At 63.7% G+C, this 12,567-nt stretch carries 10 protein-coding genes; 3 read left to right on the top strand and 7 right to left on the bottom strand.

Annotated elements, in window-relative coordinates; genetic code table 11:
* From FB478_RS15705 to FB478_RS15690, 4 genes are read right to left on the bottom strand one after another with little or no spacing between them, the layout of a single operon-like run.
* Positions 1-636, bottom strand: a complete 636-nt coding sequence (locus tag FB478_RS15705; protein WP_018768922.1) for a hypothetical protein — start codon at positions 634-636, stop codon at positions 1-3.
* Between the two features lie 18 nt (positions 637-654).
* Positions 655-1,572 (bottom strand): carbohydrate ABC transporter permease, encoded by a 918-nt coding sequence (locus FB478_RS15700; RefSeq protein ID WP_144601082.1) that lies wholly within the window; start codon positions 1,570-1,572, stop codon positions 655-657.
* Positions 1,569-2,522: a carbohydrate ABC transporter permease gene (locus FB478_RS15695; RefSeq protein ID WP_018768924.1), complete on the bottom strand. Its 954-nt coding sequence runs from the start codon at positions 2,520-2,522 to the stop codon at positions 1,569-1,571. The genes FB478_RS15700 and FB478_RS15695 overlap by 4 nt, the downstream gene beginning before the upstream one ends.
* Before the next feature lie 45 nt (positions 2,523-2,567).
* Positions 2,568-3,857, bottom strand: a complete 1,290-nt coding sequence (locus FB478_RS15690) for an ABC transporter substrate-binding protein (protein ID WP_144601081.1) — start codon at positions 3,855-3,857, stop codon at positions 2,568-2,570.
* 197 nt (positions 3,858-4,054) lie between these two features.
* Between FB478_RS15690 and FB478_RS15685 the strand changes: the two genes are divergently transcribed.
* Positions 4,055-6,106 carry a beta-galactosidase gene (locus FB478_RS15685; RefSeq protein ID WP_144601080.1) on the top strand — a complete coding sequence of 684 codons (2,052 nt, stop codon included), beginning with the start codon at positions 4,055-4,057 and terminating at the stop codon, positions 6,104-6,106.
* A gap of 123 nt (positions 6,107-6,229) precedes the next feature.
* Here the strand turns inward: FB478_RS15685 and FB478_RS15680 are convergent, their stop codons facing one another.
* The 3 genes from FB478_RS15680 to FB478_RS15670 form a co-directional block, all read right to left on the bottom strand.
* On the bottom strand, positions 6,230-7,588 hold the full coding sequence (locus tag FB478_RS15680; protein WP_134164126.1) for an ABC transporter substrate-binding protein: 1,359 nt from the start codon (positions 7,586-7,588) through the stop codon (positions 6,230-6,232).
* Between the two features lie 254 nt (positions 7,589-7,842).
* Positions 7,843-8,787, bottom strand: coding sequence for a carbohydrate ABC transporter permease (locus FB478_RS15675; protein ID WP_018768928.1), 945 nt, complete (start codon positions 8,785-8,787; stop codon positions 7,843-7,845).
* Positions 8,777-9,721 (bottom strand): carbohydrate ABC transporter permease, encoded by a 945-nt coding sequence (locus FB478_RS15670; protein ID WP_018761806.1) that lies wholly within the window; start codon positions 9,719-9,721, stop codon positions 8,777-8,779. The genes FB478_RS15675 and FB478_RS15670 overlap by 11 nt, the downstream gene beginning before the upstream one ends.
* 371 nt (positions 9,722-10,092) lie before the next feature.
* Between FB478_RS15670 and FB478_RS15665 the strand changes: the two genes are divergently transcribed.
* Positions 10,093-11,361 carry an ABC transporter substrate-binding protein gene (locus FB478_RS15665; protein WP_018768929.1) on the top strand — a complete coding sequence of 423 codons (1,269 nt, stop codon included), beginning with the start codon at positions 10,093-10,095 and terminating at the stop codon, positions 11,359-11,361.
* A 54-nt stretch (positions 11,362-11,415) separates the two neighbouring features.
* On the top strand, positions 11,416-12,537 hold the full coding sequence (locus FB478_RS15660) for an acetylxylan esterase (RefSeq protein ID WP_144601079.1): 1,122 nt from the start codon (positions 11,416-11,418) through the stop codon (positions 12,535-12,537).
* Positions 12,538-12,567: the final 30 nt, after the last annotated feature.

The raw sequence follows: 12,567 nt of genomic DNA, 5'->3' as shown, positions 1-12,567 counted from the left end.
CTACCGGAGGGTGCGGTGGGAACGGAGTTTGACTGCGGCCGCGGCGAGGATCAGGGTGCCGGGGACTACCACGAAGAGCGCCGCAAGCATCCAGACGAACACCACGGCGCAGAACAGCGCGGCCGCGAGAAGCAGCGAACCGGTCCAGTCGCGCAGGGAGATGTCCTTGCCGGTACGGAGGGCCTGGTGCCACATGTTGTTGCCGGTGGCGCCGGTGGGCTGTCCGTCGGACCAGGCGGAGGCGGTGCGGAGCAGCACGATCGCCGCCCCGGCCGCCAGGACCAGGGTGGCAGGCAGCACCACACCACGGCCGGGAAGCTGCCCCACCCAGGCCAGCAGGAGGTTGAGGACAATCACGACGGCGGCAGCCGCCGTCGTGAGGCCCAGCTTCCAGCTGCCCGGCAGGGCCTCCTTGAAGAGGCTCCAGAGTCCGCGGACCGAATCATCCCGGCCCGCCAGGTGGCGTTTCAGGTGGGCGATGCCGGCGGCGTAGGCGGCGGGGATAGTGACCAGCGGGATGGACAGCACCAGCACCAGCAGTCCTGCCAGGAGGGTTTCGGAGAACAGGGCAAACCTGTTCACCGGGATGGGCTCGTGCTGGTGGGCTGCCGGTGTGGTGCTGTCCATGATGCTCATTTTTCTCTCCGTTGACCGTTAGCCCTTGAGGCCCTGGGTGGAAACGCCTTCGACGATGTACCGCTGGAAGATCAGGAAGAAGATCAGCACGGGGAGCAGGGCCAGGACGGACATGGCGATCATGGCGCCGTAGTCCGAAGACTGGGTTTGGTCCACGAAGAGGCGCAGGGCCAGGGGCAGCGGGTATTTGTCGGGGGTGTTCAAGTAGAGCAGCGGGCCCAGGAAGTCGTTCCAGCTCCAGATGAAGGAGAAGATCGAGGTGGAGATCAGGGCCGGTTTCATCAGGGGCAGCATGATGGAGGTGAAGATCCGGACGTGCCCTGCGCCGTCGATGCGGGCTGCTTCGTCGAGTTCGGAGGGAAGGTTTCGCATGAACTGGACCATGAGGAACACGAAGAACGCGTCTCCGGCGAGGAACTTGCCGATGAGCAGGGGAACGTAGGTGTCCACCAGTCCGAGCTGCTGGAAGATGATGTACTGCGGGATGATCACCACGTGGAACGGCAGCAGCAAGGTGGCGATCATCATGCCGAAGAACACGCTGCGGCCGGGGAACTTGATCCGGGCGAAGGCGTAGGCGGACACGCTCGCTGAGAGGATGGTGCCCACGACGGCGCCGACGGCCAGGATCAGCGAGTTGGTGAAGAACTGCAGGGTGGAGACCCCGCCGATGCCGTCCATCGCGGTGGCGAAGTTGTCAAGGCTGAAGTTGTTGGACCACAGCGAGGTGTTCTGGCCGCCGATTTCCGAGTTGGGTTTGAACGCGGAGGCGATCATCCACAGGGCCGGGTAGAGCACCACGCAGGTCAGCACGAGCGCTGCGGCGTGGAAGATGGTGCTCTTGGCGCGTTTTGCGCTGCTGGATTCGGATTTCGGGTTGTAGGCCGGGGCGGTGGCGCCCGGGGCCGGCTGGACGGGGGTTGCCGTGGTTGTCATTTTGCATCACCGCTGTAGTGGACCCAGGACTTGGACGTGCGGAAGAAGATCAGGGTGATGATGCCTACCACGATCACCAGCAACCACGCCATGGCTGAGGCGTAGCCCATCCGGAAGTCGCTGAAGCCCCGCAGGTACAGGTAGAGGGTGTAGAAGAGGGTGGATCCGGCGGGGCCGCCTTCACCGTTGGAAATGATGTAAGCCGACGCGAAGATCTGGAACGCGTGGATGGTTTCCATCAGGAGGTTGAAGAAGATCACCGGGGAGAGCATGGGCCAGGTGATGTTGAAGAACTTCCGCACCGGACCGGCACCGTCCATCGATGCTGCTTCGTAGAGTTCGCCCGGGATCTGCTTCAGGCCGGCCAGGAAGATCACCATCGGGGCGCCGAACTGCCACACGGTCAGCAGGATCATCATGGGCATGGTCATGGACGGATTCCCCACCCAGCCGCCGATGTTGATCCCGAAGAAGGACAGGCCCTGGTCAACGGGTCCGGAATCGCCGAACATGGCCTTCCAGACGATCGCGATGGACACCGAGGCCCCAATCAGGGACGGGGCGTAGAAAGCCGACCGGTAGAAGCCCTGGCCGCGGCGCTTGCTGTTCAGCAGCATCGCCACCGCCAAGGCCGCGGCGAGCTTGAGCGGGGTGCCGAAGACCACGTAGGACAGGGTCACGCCCACGGACTGCAGGAACCGCTCGTCCTGGAAGAGGGTGGCGTAGTTGTCGAAGCCGATCCACTTGGGCGGCTCGAACAGGTTGTAGTTGGTGAACGACAGGTACAGCGAGGAGATCATCGGCCCGACCGTCAGGGCGATGAAACCCAGCAGCCAGGGCAGCAGGAAGGTGTAACCGGCGCGGGCATCCGCCCCGCGCTGCCGCGACTTGCGCGGCAGCGCGGTACCGGAGTGCCCCTGGCGCCTGCTCAGGGTTGGGCTTTGAGTCACGAGTTCAATCCGTCAGTCGTGAACACTCGATCGGCACTGGCCGGATCAGGCATTCTGCTTGATGAGGTCTTCGGCTTCCTTGAACCACGCGTCGACGGCACCGTCAACGGTGAGCTTGCCGTAGTTGAGGTCGGAGGCGATCCGGCCGAACGACGCTTCGAGCGTGCCGAAACCGACGATGGGCGGCTCGGGTGCGTCCTTGAGGTACTGCTCGATGGACTTCTCGTAATCAACCACCAGCTTGTCGGCGCCATCGAACGTGGTGCCGTCGCGCTGGGTCTTGGAGGCCGGAACGCCGCGGGAGGTCTTGAAGATCTGGCCCACCTCGGGGTCGTTGACCATGAAATCGATGAAGCGTGCGGCAGCGTCCTTGAACTTGGTCTTGGCGCTGGCCACCATCAGCATGGACGGCTTCAGGAACAGGCCCAGGTTGTTCGGGTCGTCCGAGGGTACCGGTACCAGCTTGAGTTGCTTGGCACCGCTGTCGGCCAAGTATCCGGCCATGAAGTTGTCCCAGGTAACCTCGGCGGCACTGACGTTGGAGCCGAACGGCGACTTGGGCTTGAGCTGGGTTACCCGGTCTTCCGGCACGAGGGCCTGGGTGCCGCGCAGCTTCGAGTTGAGGTTCCACCAGGTCTTCAGGTCGTCCTTGCTGAATCCCAGCTTCCCGTCGCTGGTGAAAGCCTGGATGTTCTTCTGCCGGAGCCAAATGTTGAACTGCCACCACACGCCGGTGAAGTCCGTGGAGCCGTACAGGGTGCCGTTGCCTTTGCCCCCAACTTCCTTCAGGAATGCCTGGAATTCGGACCAGGTCCACTTACCGGTGGGTTCGGCGATGCCCAGGGAGGCCAGCTTGGCGGGATCGTAGTAGACCGCGAAGGCGTTGGTGCTGGTGGGGATGCCGTAGGTCTTGCCCTTGATCTGGCCGGACGGCAGGAGTGATTTCTCGAACGCGGAGGTATCGATCTTCACTGTGCCCAGGTCCAGGAGCTGGTTGCGCTGGCCGTAATCGCGCAGGTAGGACAGGTCCCACTGCATCACGTCAGGCAGGCCGCCGCCTGCCGCTTCGGTGGCGCGCTTCTGCCAGTAGCCGGCAAAGTCCGTGAAGTTGCCGTTGACCTTGATGTCCGGGTTCTTCGACTCGAACAGGGCGATGGCTTTGCGGGTCCGCTCGGCGCGGTCGTCGTTGCCCCACCAGGTGTAGTTGATGGTCACGGGTTTTTCAGCGGATCCGGTCTGGCCGGACGAGCTGCCTCCGTTCCCACAGGCTGCCAGGGCTGCGGCAGATGCGGTGCCGATGGCCACGGTTGTGAGGAAATGCCTTCTGTTGATCACGGGAGCCTCCTTGCTCTACGGGTGCCTGGCCTGGCTCGGTCTACAACGTAAGTAGTGAGCTGGCTAACATGGCGTCTGAAACGATACAATAGCTGCATTCGGATCATGGGCAAGCGTTTTCCAGGCCCTCAGGCAAGCGTTTTCCAAGAAAGCGTTTCCTTACTGCAAGGCAGCACCTCAGTCGACAAAGGAGTCCCATGACACAGCAGGAAAGCACCCGCCCGCCCAAAGTTTGGAGCAACGTCGGGGGCATCGCATTCGGGGGCGACTACAACCCCGAGCAATGGCCCGCGGGTGTCCGGCTGGAGGATCTGGAACTCCTGCAGGAAGCGGGCGTGAATTTCCTCAGCGTCGGCATCTTCTCCTGGGCCCTGCTGGAACCCGCGGAAGGGCACTACGAGTTCGGCTGGCTGGACGAAGTCATGGACAACCTCGCCGGGGTCGGCGTTAAAGTGGCCCTGGCCACCGCCACCGCCGCGCCTCCCGCCTGGCTGGTCCGCAAACACCCGGAAATCCTGCCGGTAACGGCTGACGGGACCGTGCTGGGACCAGGCTCACGGCGGCACTACACGCCGTCGTCGGCCGTGTACCGCCGCTACGCCGCCGGGATCACGCGCGCACTCGCCGAACGGTACAAGAACCACCCCGCGCTGGCGCTGTGGCACGTTGATAACGAACTGGGCTGCCACGTCTCGGAGTTCTACGGGGAAGAGGACGCAGCCGCCTTCCGCGCCTGGCTCGAACGCCGGTACGGGAGCATCGATGCCTTGAACGCCTCCTGGGGCACGGCATTCTGGTCCCAGAACTACGGCTCCTTCGACGAAATCCTGCCGCCCGCCGTCGCCCCGTCCACCCTGAACCCGGGCCAGCAACTGGATTTCCAGCGGTTCAACTCGTGGGCGCTGATGGACTACTACCGGGAGCTGGTGGCCGTCCTTCGCGAGGTGACCCCGGACATCCCCTGCACCACCAACCTGATGGCCTCAAGTGCCACCAAATCCATGGACTACTTCAGCTGGGCCAAAGACCTGGACGTCATCGCCAACGACCACTACCTTGTGGCCGCGGACCCGGAACGCCACCTGGAACTCGCGTTCAGCGCGGACCTCACCCGTGGTATCTCGGGGGGCGACCCGTGGATCCTGATGGAGCATTCGACGTCGGCCGTTAACTGGCAGCCGCGCAACCAGCCCAAGATGCCCGGCGAGATGCTGCGCAATTCACTGTCGCACGTGGCACGCGGGGCCGACGCCGTGATGTTCTTCCAGTGGCGGCAGAGCTATGTGGGCTCCGAGAAATTCCATTCAGCGATGGTCCCGCACGGCGGACGGGACACGCGGGTGTGGCGTGAGGTGGTGGAGCTCGGCGCGGCACTGAAACGCCTCGAACCCGTGCGCGGTTCGCGGGTCCAGTCGCGTACCGCCATTGTGTTCGACTACGAGGCCTGGTGGGCCACTGAGATCGACTCCAAGCCGAGCATCGACGTGAAGTACCTGGACCTGCTGCGGGCGTTCCACCGGTCGTTGGTCCTGCGCGGAGTCTCCGTGGACCTGGTGCATCCGTCAACGTCACTGCAAGGCTACGACCTGGTGCTGGTGTGCACGCTGTACGCCGTGTCCGATGAGTCCGCTGACAATGTCGCCGCTGCGGCCGACTCCGGCGCAACGGTGCTGGTCAGCTACTTCAGCGGGATCGTGGACATGCAGGACCATGTGCGGCTGGGCGGCTATCCGGGCGCCTTCCGTGAGCTCCTGGGCGTAAGGGTGGAGGAGTTCCATCCGCTGCTGGCCGGGGCGCAGCTGAAGCTGGGCGACGGCACTGTGTCATCCGTCTGGAGCGAACACCTGCACCTTGCCGGCGCCGAGGCCATCCAGACCTTCACCGAATACCCGCTGGAGGGCGTCCCTTCCCTCACCCGCCGGCCCGTGGGTTCCGGGGCTGCCTGGTACTTGGCCACGTTCCCCGATGCCGACGGGATTGAGGCCCTGGTTGACAAACTGCTGGCCGAATCAGGCGTATCCCCCGTTGCCACTGCCGATCCCGGGGTGGAAGTGGTGCGACGCCGGTCCGCCGACGGGCGCAGCTTCCTCTTCGCGATCAACCACACGCGGGCGGATGCCGCCGTCACAGCCGCCGGTGTGGACCTGCTGACCGGTGAGCAGTTTCCGGGTACTGTTCCTGCCGGCGGCGTCGCAGTGGTGGCTGAAAGCCAGGCGCAGCAAGCCGGCAGCCGTACAACTGCGCTTTAAACAACTCCGCCCCGGAAAGGAACCATCGGTTCCCGCCGGGGCGGAGCTGCCACCCGCCGTCGGACATCTGGGTGGGGAGGCACCCACCCATGTTGTCCGGAGCCGTGTTGGCGGTGTGGAGTCCTACTTGCTGATGGCCGACTTCATCTCGTCGGTGGCCTTCTTGCCGGCATCATCCGGGGACAAGCGCTCGAAGAGGACCTCAGAGGTGTAACGCTTGATGATCTCCTGGATGGCACCGGCTCCCTTCGGCGGCGGCGCCGGCGCCTCGCCGAGCTCGTCTTTGATCTGGTCGATGAACTTGACCACCTTGACATCGGCCGGGGTGAGTTTCGGCTGGATCGCGGCCCGCACGTCGGAGTTGGGGTAGACACCCCGGTCAGCGAGGAGGGCCTCGCCGGCTTTGACATTGTTGGTCAGGAAGTTGATGAACTTGGCCGTTTCCTGCGGGTGCTTGGTGCGCGAGGAAGCTGACCAGAACTGCGACGCTTTGTACCAGAGGCCTGCATCAGCGGCAGAGCCGGTCTTGGTGGGGAACCGCAGGATCTTCAGGTCCCCGCCGCTTGCCTTTTCCAGGGCCGGCGCCTGGTTGGACCACCAGAAGGCCATGCCGTTCTTGCCTGTTGCCAATCCGCTCTGGTCAAGCGGGGCAGCCTCGGCTTCCACTACCTCGGACGCGGATGGGACTGCTTTCTTCTGGCTCAGCTGCTTCAGGAATGCCCACCACTCGGCGATATCGCTCGGCTCGAAGCCCAGCTTTCCATCGGAGGTATACAGGGATTTGCCGTTCTGCCGAAGCCAGACACCCAGGGACGCCTCGTCAGTTCCGTAGGCTGCAGCGCCGTAGGTCCCCTTGGGCGACTTGGCGGTGATCTCAGCGGCAATGCGGCCAAAGTCGTCCCAGGTCCACTTGCTATCGTCCGGGAGCGGAACCCCGGCAGCCTGGAAGACGGCAGGATTGGCCAGGATGGTGGCCGCGTTAATGCCGGCGGCAATCCCCGTCAGCCCCTTCTCGCCCTTGCCTGCGTTGAGTGCTGCCTCGTCCAGCTTGGAGGTGTCGATGTCGTACTTGGACAGGTCAAGAAGGGCGCCGCGGCTGGAGTACTCCGTGATGTACTTCTCGTCCATCTGAATGATGTCCGGGGCATCGTTGGCTGCCACCTGCGTGGCCAACTTGTCCCAGTAGCCGCTCCAGTCCCCAAACTCCGGCTTGATCTTGATCTTGGGATTTTCGGCTTCGAACTGCTTGATGGCTTCCTGCGTCAGTTGGGCGCGTTTGTCGCCGCCCCACCAGGAGAAGCGAAGCTCAACGGTTCCGTCAGCGTTCTGCGGAGCGGCTCCCCCGCCGCAGGCGCTGAGGGCAAGGACGGCGGCGACGGCAGCGGCGACCGCACCTGCTGTACGGGTTCGGCGCAATGGGCGTGAAGGTGGTACCCCTGCCGGCTGCTTGGCAGCGGATGCAGGACGGGGAAATAGCGGCACTGTGTAACTCCGATCTTCTTTGATCCAGGTGCGGTGATGTTGGGGCTGGCCGGTGGCATGGCCGTCGAGGTTTCGAAGGCCGGCCACAGTCCGCGAAAGCGCTTTCTGTACCTAATGCTACAAGTTCATTACTTGTATTACAAGATGCGGACGAAATGCCCCCGTCCCGTGACGCACGAACGGCCCGTCGCTGGCGACGGGCCGTTCGAACAGGTAGTGCAGGGTGGTACCGCGGCGACGGGCGAGGCCTGCCGTTACTTGATTCCGGTGGTGGCGATGCCCTTGATGAGGAACCGCTGGCCGAAGAGGAAGACCAGGAAAACCGGCAGCAGGGACACGATGGACATGGCAAACAGGGAGCCCCAGCTCGTGGCCGACTGCGAATCCACGAAGGCCCGCAGGGCCACCGGAACCGTGAACATGTCCGGGTCCGTGAGGTAGATCAGGGCGCCGAAGAAGTCGTTCCAGGTCCAGATGAAGGTGAAAATGGTGGTGGTGGCCAGGGCCGGCACCATCAGCGGCAGAATCACGCGAAGGAAGATGCGCGGGTGGCCGGCTCCATCGATTCTGGCGGCCTCGTCAAGCTCCTTGGGGATGCCGCGGATGAACTGCACCATGAGGAAGACGAAGAACGCATCCGTGGCGAGCAGTTTGGGGACGATCAACGGCCAGAAGGTGTTCACCCAGCCGATCTGCGAAAACAGGATGTACTGCGGAACGATCACCACGTGGAACGGGAGCATGATGGTCAGCAGCATGATGCCGAAGAACAGCTTCTTGGCGGTGAACTGCAGGCGGGCGAACGCGTAGGCAGCCATCGAGCATGAGACCAGGTTGCCCAGGATCGATCCAATCACGACGATCGCGGAGTTGATCATGTAGTGGCCGAACGGATGGGTCAGGGCCGACCATCCGGACGTGTAGTTGCTCATTTCCAGGCTGTTCAGCCACAGGCCCGGTTCACGGAAGATCATCTCGTTCGGGCGCAGCGAGGACACCACCATCCACAGCAGCGGGTAGATCATCAGCGTGCCGGCGAGGATCAGAATGCCGTGCTTCATCAGCGATTTGCTGCGCTGGGCACGGCTGAAGGCCAGGGTTCCCCGGGACTCGCGGACCCTGGGCTTGCGGTTCGTAGGCTTGCCGGCGCCCCCGGACTTCTTCTCCGGGGTGGGCAGCGTCTCAAGCTTAGTCGTCATAGAAAACCCAATACTTAGAAGCGATGAAGTTGATGGCGGTGAAAACGCCGATGATAAGCAGCAGCACCCACGCCATGGCTGAGGCGTAGCCCATGTCGAACTGGCCGAAGCCCTTTTGGTAGAGGTACAGGGTGAAGAACATCGTCGAGTCGGATGGTCCGCCGTTGCCGCCGGAGACGATGAACGCCTGGGTGAAGGACTGGAACGAACCGATGATCTGCAGCACCAGGTTGAAGAAGATAATCGGGCTCAGCATCGGCATGGTGATCCGCCAGAACTGCTGCAGCGTGGTGGCACCATCCACCCTGGCCGCCTCATAGTACATATTTGGGATCTGTCGCAGCCCCGCGAGGAAGATGATCATGGGAGCGCCAAAGGTCCAGACGTGCAGCAGGATGATGGATCCCAGGGCGGTGCTGGGATCCGAGATCCAGCCGGGACCCTGGATCCCGAACATGGCCAGCACCTGGTTGACCAAGCCCGTGGTACCGAAGATCTGCTTCCACAGGATGGCGACGGCCACCGAACCGCCCAGCAACGACGGAAGGTAGAACACCGAGCGGTAGAACGGAAGGCCGCGGAGCCCCTTATCCAGGACGAGCGCGATCAGCAGTGCAACAGCCAGCTGCAGTGGAACACCCACCAGGACGTACGTGAACGTAACCCGCAACGAGTTGTGCAACCGGGCATCGCTGAGCATCCTGGTGAAGTTGTCCAGCCCCGTCCATTCAGGCGGCTGCAGCAGGTTGTAGTCCGTAAAGGACAGGTAGAGGGACATCAACATGGGGCCGATGGTGATGGCCACCAGGCCCACCAGCCACGGGAGCAGGAAGATGTAGGCGGCCTTGTTGTCCCGCCTGTTGGCCTTCTTCTCCTCAGCGGTGGCTTTGCCCTTCCGCCGGCTCAGCGAAGACAGTTCGCTGATGGCGCTCACGGTTGCTGCTCCGTCACGGACAGCAGGCACGCTGCGGCCGGCAACTGGGCCGGACGGCGCGTCCTGGGAATATGTTTTGCGGCCATGTGGTCTCCTTCGGTCATCGTGGCCTCCACGTTTCGGTCATCGCCAGGCGATGGGGGATCGGGACTCCCTTTGCGGGCCCGCTGCATGCCCGCCAGGGCTGGAGCGGTTCCGCCCGCCGGGAGCGTCGTTTTAGAAAGCGGCTCCGTACCAAAGTAAACGGTTTCTTGACTCCTGTACAGCCCTTTGTTAGTTTTTGAGAAAACGTTTTCTGTTACATGTGGCAGGGGGACGTGACTACCAAATATGAGGGGACAACAATGAGGTTTGGTCTCAGGAAATCGGTAATGGGAATCACCGGCGCCGCCGCCGCACTGGCTATGGTTCTTACCGGCTGCGGCAACAGCCCGCAGGCCGGGAAAGTAGGGACTGCGGAGGATCCCGTCACGATCCGGTTCGCATGGTGGGGCAACGACTCCAGGGCAAAGACCACCATGGAGGTCATCAAAGCCTTCGAAGCCGCCAACCCCACCATCAAGGTCCAGGGCGAGAACACCGAATTCAGTTCCTACTGGGACAAGATGGCCACCCAGATCGCCGGCGGAACCACCCCGGACGTGATCGCCATGAGCGGCGCCTACCCCAGCGAATACTCCAGCCGCGGCGTCCTCCTGGACCTCGACAAGGTCAAGGACCAGATCGACACCTCGAAGTTCGCCGACGGGACCGTTGACCTGGGCAAGATCAACGGAAAGCAGTACACCATTACGGCGGGCGTCAACTCCATGTCCATGGTCCTGGACCCCAAGGTCTTCGAGGCCGCCGGGGTGCCGCTGCCGGACGACGAAACCTGGACCTGGGACGACTACGCGCGGATCGCCGCGGAAATCACCAAAAAGTCGCCCGCCGGCACCTTCGGCACGACCCCCATGGCCAACGACTCCTTCCTTGCCGTCTGGGCGCGCCAGAATGGCCAGGAGCTCTACACGGACGACGGCAAGAAAATGGGCATCAGCGAGGACACGCTCGCCAAGTGGTTTGAGCTCAACAAGAAGCTGATGGAAACCGGAGGCGCCCCCTCCGCGTCCCAGACCGTTGAGGACGGTTCCGCGCAGCCGGAACTGACGCTGATGGGACAGGGGAAACAAGGCATGAAGATTTCCTGGAGCAACCAGATGACGTCCTACTCGGGTGCACCCCTGGTCATGGCCAAGCTGCCGGGTGAGAGCAAACAGCCCGGCGCCTGGCTGCGGTCCTCGATGGAATACGCCATCTCGTCCAAGTCCGCGCAGCCCAAGGAAGCGGCCCTTTTCATCAACTACCTGGTCAACAACATGGATGCAGCGTCCAAGATCAAGAGCGACCGGGGCATGCCTGCCAACACCGAGCTGAAGGCGGGCATCACTCCCCTGCTCAAGGAAACACAGCAGAAGGAGGCAGCGTACCTGGACCGCATCGCCGCCCTGAAGGTCGAGGCCCCCAAGCCGTTCCCGGCAGGATCATCCGCAACCCTGGAAGTTTTGAACCGTTACAACACGGATGTACTCTTCGGGAAGATCTCCCCAAGGGACGCAGCCAAGGGCATGATCTCCGAGGTTAATCAGAACCTCGCGTGAACCGGACCGACCGCGCTGTAATAGCAGAATCACCGCCGAAAGGAGGCAGGCTGGATGACCCCGACAGCACGCCCCAGTGCCATTGCCGGCTATGAAGACTGGCCTGCCTACGTCCGGAACCATCCACGGCATCAGGCCTCCGCCCCTCCTGCGCAGGAGTTCTCGGACGCCTTGGGTGTTCCCGGCGCATGCGCACCTTCCGGACTAACCGTGCACTGGGAGGAAACGCACGACGGCGCCACCACCTCCCAGCTCAGCTGGCAGTTGGGCTTCGGCCCACGGACCACGGGCTGGCTGATCCGGCCGGCCGGAAGCTCCGGGCCCCTGCCGGGGGTCCTGGCGCTGCACTGCCACGGCGGCAACAAGTTCGGCGGCGCCGACCGGCTGGTGGAACTGCCGGACAACCATCCGTCGGCGGCGGCAGCCCGCGCCGGCCACTACGACGGCCACGCCCTGGCCACCGACACCGCTCGCCGCGGCTTCGCTGTGCTGGCCCATGACTCTTTCGCCTGGGGCAGCCGCAAATTCGACCTTTCTGCTCCCCCCTGGCGCACTTCCGCCGCACTGGACGCGCGGCGGGCACAATGGCGGGACGACGGCGTCGTACCTTCCGACGCGGACGATTACAACGCCGCTGCGGGCTTTCACGAGGACACGGTGGCCAAGGCCGCAGGGCTGCTCGGCAGCAGCCTGGCAGGCATGGTGGCACACGACGACCTCGCCGCGCTGGACATCCTGGCGTCCCTGCCGGACGTCGACCAGGACAGGCTGGGCTGCATCGGATTCTCCGGCGGCGGCGGCCGTTCCCTGGCCCTGGCAGTCCTCAGTCCGCGTATCCGGGCCGCCGTGGTGTCCTGCATGATGACCACCTTCGAGTCCCTGCTCCCGGCCTACCTGGACGCCCATTCGTGGCTGCTGCAGACTCCCGGGCTGTGGAAGCTGGGCGACTGGCCCGAACTCACCGCCCGCGCAGGAGCCGCCCGGTTCCTGGTGCAGTACGCCCTGGCCGACGATCTCTTTCCGGAAGACGGAATGCGCCAGGCGCACCGGATACTGGAATCCCTGTACGGGGGCACCGACAGGTACACGGGCAGCTTTTGGCCCGGCGGGCACGTCTTCACCGCGCCCATGCAGGACGAAGCCCTTGAGTTCCTGGCCAAGACGCTGGCCTTCTGACCCTCTTCCACAACCTCCCCAAGGACCCAC

The organism is Arthrobacter sp. AG367, from assembly GCF_007828995.1.
Lineage (GTDB): Bacteria > Actinomycetota > Actinomycetes > Actinomycetales > Micrococcaceae > Arthrobacter.
Note: the sequence above shows the minus strand (reverse complement) of the source record. Positions and strands in the feature narration are given on the sequence as shown.

What these genes read in the sequence shown, in the direction of transcription:
- FB478_RS15705 (WP_018768922.1), bottom strand. Translation starts at nt 636, where the DNA reads ATGAGCATCATGGACAGCACCACACCGGCAGCCCACCAGCACGAGCCC.
- FB478_RS15700 (WP_144601082.1), bottom strand. Translation starts at nt 1,572, where the DNA reads ATGACAACCACGGCAACCCCCGTCCAGCCGGCCCCGGGCGCCACCGCC.
- FB478_RS15685 (WP_144601080.1), top strand. Translation starts at nt 4,055, where the DNA reads ATGACACAGCAGGAAAGCACCCGCCCGCCCAAAGTTTGGAGCAACGTC.
- FB478_RS15675 (WP_018768928.1), bottom strand. Translation starts at nt 8,787, where the DNA reads ATGACGACTAAGCTTGAGACGCTGCCCACCCCGGAGAAGAAGTCCGGG.
- FB478_RS15665 (WP_018768929.1), top strand. Translation starts at nt 10,093, where the DNA reads ATGGGAATCACCGGCGCCGCCGCCGCACTGGCTATGGTTCTTACCGGC.
- FB478_RS15660 (WP_144601079.1), top strand. Translation starts at nt 11,416, where the DNA reads ATGACCCCGACAGCACGCCCCAGTGCCATTGCCGGCTATGAAGACTGG.